The sequence below is a fragment of the Streptomyces sp. NPDC020958 genome (assembly GCF_055562175.1).
This window is the reverse complement of sequence record NZ_JBVHFU010000001.1, coordinates 1,269,120-1,283,879: the sequence shown is the minus strand read 5'-3', so window position 1 is coordinate 1,283,879 and position 14,760 is coordinate 1,269,120. Positions and strand designations below refer to the sequence as shown.

Sequence of the window (14,760 nt, the reverse complement as noted above, 5' to 3'; positions counted from 1 at the left end):
AACGCATCACCCGGACACCAGGCACGCAGCCGGCCGTCTGCGTCAGGGGCGACGTGAGACCTCTGCGTCAGGCGCGAGGTCGGCCGTACACGGCTGGTCACGGTGCGCCCCGGCACGCGGGCCGCACCGGTGACGAGCCCCGCCGGTGTCTCAGCGCCGATCGGCTCGGGTGACGGCCAGCAGCACCAGAGCCAGCACCTGGATGGCGACGACGACCGTGATCAGTACCGGGATGGAGTATCCGTACAGCCCACCGGTCAGCGCACCACCGGCCAGGCTCGCCGCGCCGACCACGCCCGCGAACAGCCCGTAGGCGGTGGCCCGGCGTCCGCTGGGCACCAGGTCGGCGACGGTGGCGCGCAGCGTGGACTCCTGGATCCCCATGGCCGCGCCCCATACGAGCGACCCGGCCACCGCCACCGCGACCCTCTCGGTGAACGCCAGCGCCACCACTGCGGCCGTGAGGACGGGCAGGGCGACCAGCACCCGGGGGCCGTACCGGTCGTACAGCCAGCCCGTGGCCAGCGCCGCGACGGCGTCCACCGCCATCGCCGCCGCGTACAGCACCGGAACCCAGGCGGTGGTCAGCAGGTGCCGCTGGACCAGGTGGTAGGAGAGCACGCCGAACGTGGCGAACCCGGACGTGGTGGCCGCGGTGAAGGCGGCGTACGTCCAGAAGGCCCTCGGCAGACGCCCGCCCCGCGCGTCCGGGGCCGCGGGTGCCGAAGCCGTCGTCTCGCGCTCGTAGGCCTCCGGGTCCGGCATCCGGGCCCGGAGCCAGAACAGCAGCAGCAGAACGGCGATGCCCGGGACGGCGAGGACACCGAGCGCGGGGCCGTAGTCGCCGCCGGTCAGCGCGAGCACCCCCGCCACCAGCAGCGGGCCTGCGATGGCTCCGATCTGGTCCAGCGCCTCGTGGACGGCGAAGCCGCGTCCTCGTCCCGTGGCCGCGGTGGCGTGCGAGAGGAGCGTGTCCTTCGCGGGTGAGCGCACCGCCTTGCCCACCCGTTCGGCGATCACCAGGACGCAGGCGGCCCACAGCACCCCGGAGACACCGAGCAGCGGCACCGAGACGACCGTCAGGGCGTACCCGCCGATCGCCAGACCCCAGAAGCGACGCGTCCGGTCCGCCAGGGGACCGGAGACCAGCCGCAGTACCAGCGCCGCCGATTCCCCGGCACCGGTCACCACCCCGACGACGAGGGACGACGCTCCCAGCGAGGCCAGCAGCGGGCCGGTGATCGAGCGGGCGCCCTCGTAGACGACATCCGCGAGCAGACTGATCGTGCCGAACCACACCACGAACCGCCACGGCCCCATACGCCATGACGCCGGCTCCCCCGGGCTCCGAGCCCCGGGCATCGGTCGATTCACGCCCACCACACCTCCGCGAGGAACCCCGCCCCGTCCGCTGCCAGACGTGGCGTCTCGTACGAGAACGTCCAGTACATCGTGAACGCACCGCACGGCGACAACGAGGTCGGCCAGGGATGCGGAGCATTCCCGAAACAATGATCTCCCGGGGCCCGCCGGGGAGGCAGGGCCGTCGATCAACCGAGGCCGATCCAGTCCAGGAGCGTCTGGACGAGCAGGGTGGTGGACATGGCCGCGACACCTACGACCACGGCGGTGGCGGCGACGCGACAGCGCGGACCGTTGGCGGCTTCCCCCAGGACCGAGCAGCGGTCGGCCTGGGTGACCCGGCGGGAGGGTGGCGACGTCGTGCACTCCGGAGTTCACGGCCGGGGCGCGGCCTCGGAGACCTGGCGGTCGTGGGTGACCAGGTCGGCGGCAGGACGCCGTTCGTCACGAGCGACTCGCACTCCGTGGAGACGGTGTCGCTTGACTCTCGGGTAACCCGAGACGGCACAGTCTTGCCCGTGGACAGGATGCACTTGCTGCCGATCGGGCAGTTCGCGCAGGCCAGTGGCCTCTCGGTCACCGCCCTGCGCCACTACGACGCAAGTGGTGTGCTGGTACCCGCCTTTGTCGACCCGGACAGCGGATACCGCTACTTTCGGCACGACCAGGTCAGGACGGCCCAGCTGATCCGCGCGCTGCGGCAACTGGACATGCCGATCGAAGACGTGCGTGGCCTGCTCGCGCGTCACGAGGGCGCTGAGGACGTGGGACCCGTCCTGCGTGCGCACCTGAAGGGCGCGGAGCGTCGGCTGGAGATCCAGCGCTCAGTGGTCCGCGGCCTGTTGGCCCGTCTTACCGGAGGAGCAGAGATGAACCACCGTGTCACCATCCGCCAGGGCGCCCCCGTTCATGTGCTGGTCTGCGGCGCGACGCTGAGCCAGCCCGGTCTGGACGATTTCATGCGCAGCAGCTACCAGGCCATGTATACGATCGCCGGCCGGGGTCCGCTCACCTTCACGGGACCGGCGTTCGCCCGCTACCACGGGGTGTGCAACGAGGAGAGCGAGGCGCTGGTCGAGGCGTGCCTGCCGTTCTCGGCCACCGCGGCGCAGCCCACGGACCTGCCCGAGGGCATGTACGTGCTGGACATCCCCGAGGCGCCCTGTGCCGCAACGACGGTGGAGGGTGCGCAAGCCGCCTTCCCGGAGATCCACTCCGCCTACGACGCCGTCGCCGGCTGGATCACCGATCACGGGTTCTCCTTCGCCGGCCCCGTCCAGGAGATCTACCACCGCTGGAACGGCACACCCGGCCACCCGGACAACCGTCTGGAGATCGCCTGGCCGATAAGGGAAACGCCGGCTCCCGAGCCGGGGCCGGCCACGGAGGAGGGCACGCACGAGGCGTGAACGCGCGCAGGTGCGAGCCGTGTCGACCGCCTCGCCTCACACCGCGCCGGGTGGCCGCGACGCGGTCGATGCCGCCCGTGACGAAGAAGGCCGTGGCACGGTGCGGGCCGGTCGCAGTGTGCGGGCCGGTCGCAGTCGGCACCTCCGGCCTCGATCGCGGCGCTGCGGTGCGGTGGTGCGGCGCGTTGGTGCGGTGGGGCGGTGTCCGGCGGGGACGGCAGGAACGGTCGATGAGTCCGCTGTCGCTCTCCCGTCGACGGCCGTGGACGGTAAGGCAGCCGTCAGGGTGGGACGCGAAGGCCGCCGTGGGGTGAGGATGCGACGCCTCCACCCCACACGGGGGCCGTCGCCGTGGGCGAGTCGACCCACGTTGACAACTGCTCGTGATCAGTACACCTAGCCCAAGAGATGCGACAGCGGCTCGTCGCCCTTCGCCTGCGTCGAGTTCTCGGTGCACTGCTGGTTCTGCGGCGCCGACAGGACCGGTACGTCCTGGAGCACGGAGACCGGGACGACGCCGACGACGGCAGCGGCGTCGACCTTGACCGGCACGCCGGCGCAGAGCTGGTTCAGCGAGCCCTCGACCAGGGACAGCTGGGGGCTCATGGCCCCGTCGGTCTTCGCGTTGCCGAATGTCGTAGCGGCGCCGTTGCCGCTGAGGCTCGTCGTGCCACTGCCGTTGTCGGAGGCCGTCGCCTGAGGAGCGATCCCGAGCAGGCCGACTGCGAGTACTGCTGTGACGATCATCTTTTTCATGGTCCGTTCTTGCCCGGTCGACAGAGCCACTCCCTCCCGAATCCCTCGAGATCACCCGATCGATGGGGCGAGGGACCCGGCCCATCGGCCAAAGTCGTCACAGCTCCGGGCAGGCGGGGGACGGGGGTTCGGCGAGGGGGGCGAAGGCGGGGTGGGCGGCGAGGTGCCGTACGACCGAACGGGGGGGGCGCCGCATACGAGGCCGGTGCGCCGACGCGGTGATCGGGCGCGGGTTCGGGAGCTGCGCCGGCGGCGCCGCCGGCCTCGCCGACTTCACCGTGTCGGTCACTCCCAACAGCTGTGCGGGGTCGCAGCCTCACAGCCGCCGGGCTGCCGCGGCATCGCCGAGTTCCCCCACGCACAGCGGCCCCGCAGACAGGAGGAGCAGGGTTCCACTGCTGGGTCTGCGGGACCGGTGCATCACTCACGTACCCCGCAATGCGTCCGATACGCCCCATCCATCCCAGCCGCTCACGCAGTAGGCCCCCTGGTGTGCGAGTGGGGCCCGGCCGTATTCGGCCGGGCCCCACTCACTCCTCGCAGACGGCGCGCGCCTCGGCACCGGGTCGTGTCCGCCTACCAGCGGTACCAGCGGCCTTTGCGGCCGCCGCTGTCCACCGTACGGACGACAAAGCCCAGCACCCACACGATGAGCACGATCACCGCAATCCACCACAGTGCCTTCAGTGCGAAGCCCGCACCGAAGAGGATCAGAGCCAGCAGAAGAACGAGAAGCAGGGGAACCATCGTTATCAACCTCCTGGCCACCGAATGCCCTTACTTCAGCCCTACAAGCATGCAAAATATGAGTTACTTCCGTGGGATGAGGGGCATAGGCGCACCGCACGTCTCCACCCGCCCCTGACGCGCACCAGGAGTTGGAACAGTGTGACGGACCGGATGTTCTCGGTCACCCGTCCTCGGCCTGACGATGTTCGCGTGGGCTCGTCGGAGCGAATGCCGAACCGTCCGCTGGGTCAGGTGCGGTGTTGTCGGCAGGCCAGGGCGTCGATGAGATGGACAACGATGCCGGGCGGAAGCCCGGGAGCATGGCGGGCCCCGGGGCGGGGGCTGCGTCCAGAACCTCCAGCAGGAGCGAGATCCACCGGTTGGCCGTGCCCGGCCGGACCGGTCGCGAGTGTCGTCGCCGTAGCGGCTGATCGGGCAGGATGACCCCGTGGGGACATGGCACGTCACGATGCAGTTCAGGCCCAGCGGCCCGGCCGTGGAAAACACCTGGACCGACCACGAGGTGGCGTTGGAGAAGTTCCGCGGCCGGCTGGGGATACACGGCAGCCGTGAGCCTCTGCGAACGTGGACGAAGGAGCGGGGCGAGGTCATTCACCATGCCGCATAGCACATCCGGCCCCCGCGACATGGCGTCAAGGGGGCCGGAGTTGGTAGCGGGGACAGGATTTGAACCTGCGACCTCTGGGTTATGAGCCCAGCGAGCTACCGAGCTGCTCCACCCCGCGTCGATAGACCGAAGCCTACGGCATGCGAGTGATCCAAACGGACCATCACTCACTGCCAGGTGTAGGTTCCGGGTCTGCGGCCGCCCTTGACGGTCGTCTTGACCGCGCCCACCACGATCGCCGGCTCCGGATCACGGCTGCGGTAACCGTCCATTGCTTTCAGGAACTCGTCCGGAGCAGCTTTTCCTCGACACCCAGATCCGCCATGGTGTCGACGTACGCGGGACACGTACGCCGTGCGAGCGGAGGATTTCGGTACCCGTGGGGGGCTGTCAGTGCAGGATGCTGACGGCCCGCGCGATCACGAGGAGCGAGGTCAGCAGGGCGGAGACGCTCTGAATGCTCATCATGGCCTTGGCCCGGGTGGACAGCGGCATGGTGTCGGTCGGGCTGAAGGCCGTTGAGTTGGTGGTGGACACGTACAGGTAGTCCATCAGCGTGGGGACCCAGTCCGAGGTGGCGCTGGCGCCGTCGGCGACTTCCTGGACGGCGTCGTCGTTCTCGTCCTGGGAGAAACGGAAGTCCGCCAGGGGCAGGGCGGAGCGAGGCACCTGAGTGCGGCTGACCGGGCCGCCCCGGTCCAGCTCCCAGTAGGCCAGCCCGAAGACGATGATGTTGGTGAGCCACACCTGCAGCGCGGCCACCAGCAGGGACCGGCCGTCCTTCACCCCGGCGTAGAGCAGCTCATGGATCAGGATGGCCAGCGCGACAAGATTGCTGACCGCGATGACGCCGACGAGCGTCAGTGACAGCACGCGGAAAGCCTTGGTCTGCCGGGTCAGCCGCTTGGGGTTGATCGCGATGAGCGGGATGAGCAGCAGGCATTCCAGGGCGGGCAGCACGTACCGAGGGGCGATCAGCAGCCGCTGCGGCAGCAGCAGGTACAGGGAGATCGCGGCGAGCGTCGCGACCACCGCCGGCAGCCGCGCCTCTCCTCTGCGCTCATGACGGGGATGCCTGGTACTCGCATCCGCACGCGTACGCCCCATATCCGCCTGGCCTTACGTTCGTTGCCACGGACAGTGCCCGTCGCCCTGGCACTGCCTTCCGGTGCCGGGCCCGCCGCCACCTTCCAGCATCTACCCCGATGCCCGCTGCCAGTGCCTGCAGCTTTGCGGTCCATAGCCGGCCGCCCCACCGTTGACCGGGCTGAGCTGGACCGTACATATCGCGTCCTTCGAGCGCACATACGCACCTCGGCTCGCTCATTCGGCACGCCTACCACTGGTATGCCCGCAGGTCGCAGCCCCGCACCGGCGTCTTCGGCTCCGCTTCTGTCTCCTGGCTGGGATGACGGAGTAAGCACTGCTGTCGGAAAGACCGGCAGATGAGTGTGCATCGGAGGGCGAGGAAGGCTTGGTGGACGGCGATCGTCAGGGTTTCGGCGAGCGGGATGCCGGTGGCATCGGTGATCAGGTGGTGTTTACCGCCCGTCCTGCCCCAGTCGACGGGGCTTCGTCCGGTCTTGGCTCCCGTTGTGGCGCCGTAGTGGCACGCCGGGTGTTTTTTCCTCGACGAGGCTGGGGCTCCACCTTGGACCACCCCGGAACGGGCATGCCGTACGGGCGCCCAGGGAGTGCTTCGGGTACCGGCGGACTCCGAGAAGAAGGGCGATGGGGTTCGCCGGTCAGATCACGGCAAGCCCCATCGCCTGAGCGTCCTGCACCGACAGCACGCTCACCTCGCATCGCGGCCCACAGCCGGGCGTCGTGCCGTGGTGGTCAGTGTGGTCAGCTGAACGTGTTGCAGCTGGCGATGCGGCCGGAGCGGTAGCCGGTGGAGAACCATTGCTGGCGCTGGCCGGCGGAGCCGTGGGTCCAGGTGTCGGGTGTGACCTTGCCCTGGTAGCGCTGCTGGATACGGTCGTCTCCGACGGCGGCGGCCGCGTCCAGCCCGCGGTTGATGTCGTCCTTCGTCAAGTCGGTGATCAGTGGCTTACCGCTCTTGGGGTCGGGGGTGGTGGTGGCGTGGTGGGCCCACACTCCGGCGTAGCAGTCCGCCTGCAACTCGAGTTTCACCGAGCCGCTGTTCTGGCCCTTTCCGCTGCCGCGGGAGATCGTTCCGCCGAGGTCCTGGAAGTGGTGGCCGTATTCGTGCGCGATGACGTAGGCCTCGGCGAACGGGCCGCCCTCGGCGCCGAACTTGCTGCTCAGGTCGTTGAAGAAGCCGAGGTCGAGATAGACCTTGTCATCGGCTGAGCAGTAGAAGGGGCCGACGTCGGAAGTCGCGTTTCCGCAGCCGGTGTTCACACTGCCGGTGAACAGGAACGTCGGGGCCTGCTGGTAGGGCTTGCCGGCGGCTGTCTCCGTCTGCTTCCAGAATGCCTGCACGCTGTCGACCACGGCGACGATCCGGCACTGCTCCTTGCGGTTGGCGTCGGCACCGGTCCGGCAGTCCGCGGCGAGGTCCGCGGCTGACTTGCCGGACGAGGACGTGTCGCTGCTGCCCGAGCCGAACATGCCCGGGTCGACACCCAGGAGCACGGACGCGACCAGCACCACGAGCCCGACCAGTCCCCCGCCGATGGTCTTCCCGCCGCCCGGGATCCCGCCCAGGGAACCTCCCCGACCGTCCTCGACCTCGGACGTGTCCAGAGCAGCATCGTCGTCGAATTGCATACGTTGACCCTCCCTCAAGCAGCGCGCCGGACCGCCCCGCGTCGTCCCGCTCGCCTACCCCGTACGAGGCCATCCCCATCCCGTCCTCTTCCTGCTCCGCCTCTCGCAGGAGCAGGCGGGCGACGCCGCGGCGCCGCTCTGTGGGTGAACGGCGGACCGCGGCGCGCGGTGACGGCCTCGCCATGCCGTCGACCGCGCAGCGACACCCCGCCTGTCGCCGGTGCCGGGGCCGTGCCCGCGAGGTTCCGATGACGGACGGCCGCCTCGGGTCGGTCGGGACGATCGCGTACTCGTCGAAGAGCCGTTCAAGGGCAGCACCCAGAGAATGCGGCGTGTCCCTCGGCCAGCGGGCGTTTCTTCAGACCGGGGCCCTGGAGGTGGGGGGCTGGTCCGGAGGTGGTCGTAGTGAAACCCGGGCAGCCACGGCTCCCTGGGTTACCCGGATCATGCGGCTGTCATGACCGGGACGACCACCCGCGTGGCGAGGTCGACGAGCAGCTCGGGCATCCGCGGCTCCGCGCCGACTTTCCGGCGCAGTCGGTGGACTGGAACCTCGACCACCGAGGGGTCGCCCTCGAAGTTCACGTCCCGTCGGTCAGATTCCGCCCCCTCGCCTTCGCGGACTGGCGCCCTCCAATCGCCGGCCATGGTGGCAGGCCCTGCCTCACCTGACGCTGACCGGAGTGCGCGGCGCACGAGACTGGTGTCCTGCTCCCGCCCGCCGCCCGGGCCCAGCATGGGGCCACGCCCAGGACGGCGATTCCGTGCCGGTCAACGCCCCGGCGGTGCCCTCTTCGGCGATGCTACTGGCATCGCCGCCCTCCAGAGCGAGGCGTGGCAGCACCCGGTCACCTACGCGCTTCGCCCTGCGCAGTGCGTACACCCAGAGCGATGCGACCGCCCTGCTCGCCCACGGCCCAAAAGTCCCGGTTAGCGGGTTCCGGCGATGTGGGCAGCTCGTGGACAGCCGTGTCGGTGGGTGCGTAGGCGAGGTACTACGGGCACCTGCGAGCCGATGCAGTCATATCGCACACTGACATGCGGACGACACACACCTGATCGCCCGCCCGAGTCCGTCAGGTGGGCATCGGATCACTCAGGGTGCGCGACCGCCTCTCGCTGAAGTTGCACCGCCGCGAGCAGACTCAGTGTCGGCTCCGCCTGACGCAGCGCCTTCACCGCGGCGACCGAGCCGACGTCTCCGGTGAAGCCGACGGCGGCCAGCCGGGAGCGGACCCAACGGGCGCGCAGCAGGCCCTCGGTGGCGGCGGCGGTGGACTCCACGAGTGCGGCGGCGCGTTCCAGGCCCGGGCGCTCCTCCGGCGAAGCCTGCGCCAGCGCCTCACGCAGGGCAGCCGCGACCTCGTCCGTGTCCCGGATGGTCAACACGAAGGTGTTCTTCCTGCCCAGAGCCGTGATACCTGTCATGGAGGTCAGCCTGACGGCCACGGCCGTGCGCGCCAACCGACTTGAGGAACCTCAGAGGTACCGCCCGGGCCACAACTGGCGGCAGACGGCCGGGCACTTCTCATGCCACCTTGATGACGACCTTGCCCGAGGCGTGACCGTTCTCGACGGTGGCGAGGGCGGCCGGGGCGTCGGAGAGCGGATGGACCGCGGTGATCACGGGTGCGAGGAGTCCGTCGAGGGCCAGCCGGGCCGACCGTTCCAGGTTCTCGCGGTCGACGCGACGCTCGACGAAACGCCCGCCGAGAGCGGGCACAGACATATCCCCCACAGCGATGACGTTGCGGGGATCCTGGGCCAGCGGAGCGACCGTTCGCAGCGAGGTGCCTCCGGCGAGGTCGACGATGCCGTGGAAACCGTCCGGGACCAGCTCGCGTGCCGCGGCGGCGACGTCCTCGGCGGTGTAGTCGATGAACCGCACCCCGAGGGCCTCGGCGTGCTCGCGTTTGGCGGTACTCCCGGTGCCGATCACACGCAGCTCGCGCCCGATGGCCAGCCGGGCGACGGCGAGGCCGACCCCGCCCCCGACTCCGTTGACCAGGACCGTGGCACCGGCCGGGAGGCCGAGCTGGTCGAGCGCGTCCACCGCGGTCGTCCCGGCTACGGGCAGCGTTGCCGCCGCGGTCGCGGACAGACCCTCCGGGATACGCGCGGTGTTCGGCGCGGACAGCACCGTCGTCTCGGCGTAGGTGCCGCCACCGGTGAGCGCGAAGCCGAAGACCGCGTCACCCACCTCCAGCCCGTCGACGTCCTCGCCCCGGGCGAGAACGGTTCCGGCTGCCTCCATGCCCAGCACGCGGGGGAACGGGCGCCCGCCGTCGAGCCCGTCGACCAGACCCGAGCGCAGAAGGTGGTCTAGAGGATTCACGCCGGCGACGTCGACCTGGATCAGCACCTCGGCGCGACCGGGAACGGGGTCGGGACGATCGAAGAACTCCTGCACCTCGGGCCCGCCGTACCTGCTGAAACCCCACGCCTGCGCCATCTTCCGCCACCTCTCGTACGACCGACCCGGTGATTCCGGGCGTTGTCGCCATCCTCACCTCTGACATGGGTGTGAGGGGCAAGCCGCTGAGATGCAGATCACAGCATCAGGCCGAACGGGCCACCGGTTCCGGGGCCGTGGACAGCTCCGCCCGGTGGCGGCTGTTGGCCCTGATCAGCACGTCGAGTGCATCCCGGGTGTCGATCAGGTGCGCGATGTCGGCGTCGATCCGGTCGCGCTCGCGCACCATCGCCGCGAACGTCTCCTCGGCGACGCCCAGGTCACCCGGGACGTCCACACACGGCAGCACAGTCGCGATCACCCTGCTGGACATACCCGCGTCGAACAGCCGGCGGATGAGTGACACGCGCTGGATCGCAGCATCGGAATAGTGACGCTGCCCCGCGTCGGAGCGTGAACTGGTCAGCAGGCCCTGCTCTTCGTAGTACCGCAGTGAGCGCGGACTCACACCCGTGCGCTTGGACAACTCGCCTATCCGCATCCCTGAGAGCCTACGCCCGCCCGGGTGGCGCGCGCCGAGCGGCAACGCGTCGCGCCCCGCGCGTCGCCAACCTTCGTGGTGCATGCACCTAGGACGGATCCAGGACGACCGAAGGAACCGAATGCGTACCGTCTCCACCGCCTGCCAGGTCCGGTCTCGGCGGACTCCGCCGAGTCACGAGGTATACCGAGGGAGTCGCACCTTGAACGTGATGATCAGATCCGCACTCGCTGTCGCCGCCATGACCGCTGCCGTTTTCACGGCCGTGACAGGAACCGCCAACGCCGCGGTCGACATTCCGAACACGGAGATCGGTCTTCGGGCTCTCAGCTCGGACGGCGGCCAGTGCATCAGGGCCGACCCCGCGCAGGGAAGCTACATCAGCGATTGCCTCCTGTGGGGCTCGGAGGACAACTGGCACGTCTATTCAGCCTATCCGGACGCACCGGGCGGCGCCTACGCGAACGTCGCGATCCGCAGTCAGCGCTCGGGCGAGTGCCTCACGGTCTTGAACCAGGTCGCGCAGCCGGCGGGGTTCGGAAACGAGGTGTCTCCGCGCCCCTGCAACAACTCGGCCGCCCAGGAATGGGCAAGCACCCGTAGCGCGGACGGCTACATCAACTACTTCAACTTCCAGTACCGGGTCTGCCTCGACGGCGGCTACGGGGACACCTATGGGTTTCCGGAGAACGGCTGCAACGCACACGGTGAGAACCACTACCAGGACTGGTACTACCTTCCCGCCGCCGTTTGACTCGCTTCTCGACCCCCGTCCGTCTGGAGCCTCTTCGCAGTGGCTTCGTGAGCCGCGAGTTCTTACGGGGTGACCAGCGGAAGTGCCGTGCTCGCGGGCGGAGTTGCACGACGGGGACGACGTGCGCTCGGGTGCGCTCCTGCGGCGAGAGCCGTCCGCGCCGCGTGGCCGGCGGATGCCGCCGGGTCCACGGGCGCTGCTCACGGCATGACCGGCGCCGGCGCTTGTGCCTGTACCTGTGCCTGTACGGCCAGCACCCCCGCTTCAGGCGGACCTGTGGCGGGCGCCGCCCTCGATGTGGATCGTCTCGCCGGAGACGAAGCCCGCGCGCAGGAGCCACATCACCGCCTCGACGACGTCCTCGCTCGCACCGTGGCGCTTGACGAAGGTCGCCTCCGCGCTCCTGCTGAGCAGAGCGGTCTTCTTGTCACCGAGGCGGTCCCAGGCGCCCGAGTCCACGACGCCCGGCGACAGGGCATTGACCCGGACCGGTGCCAGATCCGCCGCCAGGTGGCGCGCGGCGAACTCGACCGCTCCGTTGGTGACCCCCTTGACGAGCGATCCGGGCCCGGGGCGCCAGCCGACCACACCGGAGAAGAGCACCATCGACCCGGTCGGCCGCAGGATCGGCGCGAAGTGCTTGGCCACCAGCATCGGGCCGACCACCTTAGCCGTGAACGCGGCCAGCAGCCTGTCACGGTCCAGGTCGACTGCGCGGACGTCGTGCGGCGCCGAACCGGTCGTCACGATGTGGTCGACTCCGTCCCCCAGCCGGTGCGCCGCGGCCGCGAGCGTCGACTCGTCCTGCAGGTCGACCTGTACCGCCGTGGCACCGATCTCGCCCGCCAGCGCGTCGGCCGCGGTCAGGTCACGGGCACCGACGATCACGTCGTACCCGTCCCTCGCCGCACGCCTCGCGACGGCCGCGCCCAGCGCCCGTGCGCCTCCGATGACCAGGATCCGTTCCATGCTTTTCCACTCCTTTTCGCAGGACCGGACCTCACGGTATAGATTTGATACCGGTATCTTCAACGAAACTGGAGCAGCGATGGGCAAGGCGTACAACGTGATGGCAGCCACCTGCCCGAGCCGCACGGTGCTGCACCGCATCGGCGCCCGCTGGACGGTGTTCGTCATCAACGCCCTCGCCGACGGTCCCCGCCGCTTCACCGAACTCAAGGGGCACATCCGGGGCATCACCGCGAAGGCGCTGACCGAGACGCTGCGCTCCCTGGAAGCCGACGGTCTGATCAGCCGCCACGAGTACGACGAGAACCCGCCCCGCGTCGAGTACGCCCTGACACCCCTGGGCCACTCCCTGCTCGTCCCGCTGCGCGCCGTACGGCTCTGGGCCGAGGAGCATGTCCCGGAGATCGAGGCGGCCCGCTCCCGCCAGCCGGTTTCCTGACCCGCGCCCTCCTGGTCAGGGCCCGGACGGGCTTCCACCGACCTCCGGCTCGCCCCGGCGCCCCGGCGATTGGCGTGCCACCGGATTGCGTCAACCGTAATGATCACGGTGCCGACAGCAAATATCCGGGAACCCTGTTCCGGAAACAACCGTTCGTGTACTCTCATCGCCGGGCTCAGCGCCGGACCAAGCGTTTGGGGGAAACGTGGTTCCGTCAGGACCTGGTGGCTCGTTACGTCCCGGCGACACTTTCACGGGCACACCGAACACGACGAGCTTACTTCTCGCAGAACTCACCAGAAATGGAAGGTTGTCCTTCCGCCTCGCCTGTTCTCGACTGACCGCCTGGGAGCACCTGCTCGTCCAGCACGTCCTGGGCAGGCCGGACGTCGAGTTCGTCACGGAACCGGCGCCGCACGCCCGCGGCACCGTCCTCGTCACCCGGTCGGCGCTCGCCGGTCTGTCCTTCTGGGCCCCCGGTGAGCTGCCGGAACCCGGCGCCGAGCGGCTGGGCAGCCTGCTCGTGCCACCCGAGGTTCTCGACGTGGTCGCCGAGGAGGCCCGGGTGATCGAGGCCCGGGAGGCCGCCGAGCGGCACGAGGCCGACACACTGCTGGAGCGGTGGGAGACAAGCGGCGAACTCGACGGCCGGCTCGTCCAACTGGCCGACTGGGTGGAAAGGGTCGAGACGGTTTACATCCTGATCGGCCGGGACGTGTTCTCGAAGTCCGACGCGGGAACGAACACCCTGACCCGGGAAAGACTCCTGGCGAATCTGAGGGAATGCCCCTTAGGCGACTGGCGCCCGACCGACAGGCTTTTCGTGGTACTGGCCCACTGCCTTTTCGTGAGCGGCCGTTCCGTGCGATTCGAGGAATTCAACGGAAGCCAGCTTTCCGCAACCCGGCTCCGCGATTTCCTGCTGAACCGCTGCGCACAGTACTGCGCCGCGCTGGGGCGCGAGCCGGACAACGCGCACGCGCTCCCGTTGCCGGAGCTCGCGGAGCTCGTCCGCACCCTGATGCACGAGGTCGACCGGACGCCGATGATGCGCTACCGGCGGATCAACGGTTTCACGTTCGTGAAGAACGAACGCCTCGTCGAGTTCCCCCTGCCGCGCGACCCGGGGATCATGCCCGATCTGATCGCCCAGTACGGCAAGCTCCATCTCGGGGTTTCCCCCTCCGGCCGGGTCCGGGGGGATCTGCGCGCGATGACCCTGGCCGCCACCGAGGTGGACGCACAGGCCGCCCCCGGTGAGCAGAGCGCCATCGGCGAGCTGCTCGGCGCGATCGTCCTGTCGGCGATCCTTTGCACCGACGCCGACTACGGCATGAGCAGTTCCGTGCGTGACCTGGCGGGGCTGCGCGGGGCCGAGCCCGGTGGACCCGACGGCGTGCTGACGCTGAAGAAGGGCGACTTCTTCTGCTGCTGCCTGCCGCACACGACCCGCATGGCCGAGGCCGGCGACGACACGACACCGATCCTCTGGCGGTCCGCCCAGCGGATGATGTACAACCGGTGGCACTTCGCCCCCGGGGAGTTCCCTCGCGCGGACATTCCGGAGAAGCGGCACTACTTCTTCCCGCCGCAGGTTCCCGACATCGCGGAGCACTCCGAGCACCACCACGGCGGTCACGTCGCCTCGCGCGTGCGCTACACGATCCGCGCGCCCGGCGCCCAGGTGTGGCACCCGCCCTTCACGGTCTTCGGCCACGGCTACCGGGGGTGCTACGACGTCCGGCTGGTCCGGATGGAGGGCCCGCCGTTCACCATGACGGAACTCCTCGAAGCGGTACGGCACTGCTCCCTCGTCGACGAGATGTGGCGGACCCTCGCCCAGGGCCTCCAGGACGGCACCGTTCCCGTGCGCCCGGTGGGCGGCTTCGACAAGGTCTGGTACGAGTCACGCGGCTGGGAACGGCTGCGGCCCTACTCCCTCGCGACCCGTCATCTCGCGGGCGCACCCCCCGGATGACGGCGCCGTCGGCCGGGGCGGCCCGGTCGACGGCACGGCGCGGTCG

Annotated in this window: 14 protein-coding genes and 1 tRNA gene; 4 read left to right on the top strand and 11 right to left on the bottom strand. The window is 69.7% G+C overall.

From position 1 onward, the window contains the following. Positions 1–150: 150 nt before the first annotated feature. Positions 151–1,320: an MFS transporter gene (locus ACZ3KP_RS05805; RefSeq protein WP_467496683.1), complete on the bottom strand. Its 1,170-nt coding sequence runs from the start codon at positions 1,318–1,320 to the stop codon at positions 151–153. A gap of 569 nt (positions 1,321–1,889) precedes the next feature. Between ACZ3KP_RS05805 and ACZ3KP_RS05800 the strand changes: the two genes are divergently transcribed. Continuing rightward, the gene (locus ACZ3KP_RS05800; protein ID WP_467496790.1) at positions 1,890–2,771 is read left to right on the top strand and encodes a MerR family transcriptional regulator; all 882 of its coding nucleotides are present in this window, start codon (positions 1,890–1,892) and stop codon (positions 2,769–2,771) included. 396 nt (positions 2,772–3,167) lie between these two features. Here the strand turns inward: ACZ3KP_RS05800 and ACZ3KP_RS05795 are convergent, their stop codons facing one another. The 9 genes from ACZ3KP_RS05795 to ACZ3KP_RS05755 form a co-directional block, all read right to left on the bottom strand. Next, complete coding sequence (locus ACZ3KP_RS05795) at positions 3,168–3,527, bottom strand: rodlin (protein ID WP_467496681.1); 360 nt, start codon at positions 3,525–3,527, stop codon at positions 3,168–3,170. Between the two features lie 576 nt (positions 3,528–4,103). Then, a complete protein-coding gene (locus ACZ3KP_RS05790) occupies positions 4,104–4,274 on the bottom strand; it encodes a hydrophobic protein (protein WP_358985508.1) in 171 nt (56 codons plus the stop codon). Positions 4,275–4,925: 651 nt separating this feature from the next. Then, positions 4,926–5,002 (bottom strand) — tRNA-Met (locus ACZ3KP_RS05785). Positions 5,003–5,274: 272 nt separating this feature from the next. Further along, entirely contained in the window at positions 5,275–5,916 is a 642-nt protein-coding gene (locus ACZ3KP_RS05780; RefSeq protein ID WP_398793165.1) for a hypothetical protein, read from the bottom strand. An 816-nt stretch (positions 5,917–6,732) separates the two neighbouring features. Then, positions 6,733–7,620, bottom strand: coding sequence for a KPN_02809 family neutral zinc metallopeptidase (gene ypfJ / locus ACZ3KP_RS05775; RefSeq protein WP_467496678.1), 888 nt, complete (start codon positions 7,618–7,620; stop codon positions 6,733–6,735). A 444-nt stretch (positions 7,621–8,064) separates the two neighbouring features. Beyond that, a complete protein-coding gene (locus ACZ3KP_RS05770; RefSeq protein ID WP_467496676.1) occupies positions 8,065–8,205 on the bottom strand; it encodes a hypothetical protein in 141 nt (46 codons plus the stop codon). Between the two features lie 507 nt (positions 8,206–8,712). Then, positions 8,713–9,048, bottom strand: coding sequence for a hypothetical protein (locus ACZ3KP_RS05765; RefSeq protein ID WP_467496675.1), 336 nt, complete (start codon positions 9,046–9,048; stop codon positions 8,713–8,715). 100 nt (positions 9,049–9,148) lie between these two features. Continuing rightward, a complete protein-coding gene (locus ACZ3KP_RS05760; RefSeq protein WP_467496673.1) occupies positions 9,149–10,072 on the bottom strand; it encodes an NADP-dependent oxidoreductase in 924 nt (307 codons plus the stop codon). 106 nt (positions 10,073–10,178) lie between these two features. Further along, a complete protein-coding gene (locus ACZ3KP_RS05755) occupies positions 10,179–10,574 on the bottom strand; it encodes a MerR family transcriptional regulator (protein WP_467496671.1) in 396 nt (131 codons plus the stop codon). A gap of 202 nt (positions 10,575–10,776) precedes the next feature. Between ACZ3KP_RS05755 and ACZ3KP_RS05750 the strand changes: the two genes are divergently transcribed. After that, on the top strand, positions 10,777–11,328 hold the full coding sequence (locus ACZ3KP_RS05750) for a hypothetical protein (RefSeq protein ID WP_467496669.1): 552 nt from the start codon (positions 10,777–10,779) through the stop codon (positions 11,326–11,328). A 264-nt stretch (positions 11,329–11,592) separates the two neighbouring features. Here the strand turns inward: ACZ3KP_RS05750 and ACZ3KP_RS05745 are convergent, their stop codons facing one another. After that, positions 11,593–12,297, bottom strand: a complete 705-nt coding sequence (locus ACZ3KP_RS05745) for an SDR family oxidoreductase (RefSeq protein WP_467496667.1) — start codon at positions 12,295–12,297, stop codon at positions 11,593–11,595. A gap of 79 nt (positions 12,298–12,376) precedes the next feature. Between ACZ3KP_RS05745 and ACZ3KP_RS05740 the strand changes: the two genes are divergently transcribed. Beyond that, the gene (locus ACZ3KP_RS05740) at positions 12,377–12,736 is read left to right on the top strand and encodes a winged helix-turn-helix transcriptional regulator (RefSeq protein WP_467496665.1); all 360 of its coding nucleotides are present in this window, start codon (positions 12,377–12,379) and stop codon (positions 12,734–12,736) included. Positions 12,737–13,046: 310 nt separating this feature from the next. Then, positions 13,047–14,714: a hypothetical protein gene (locus ACZ3KP_RS05735; protein WP_467496663.1), complete on the top strand. Its 1,668-nt coding sequence runs from the start codon at positions 13,047–13,049 to the stop codon at positions 14,712–14,714. Positions 14,715–14,760: the final 46 nt, after the last annotated feature.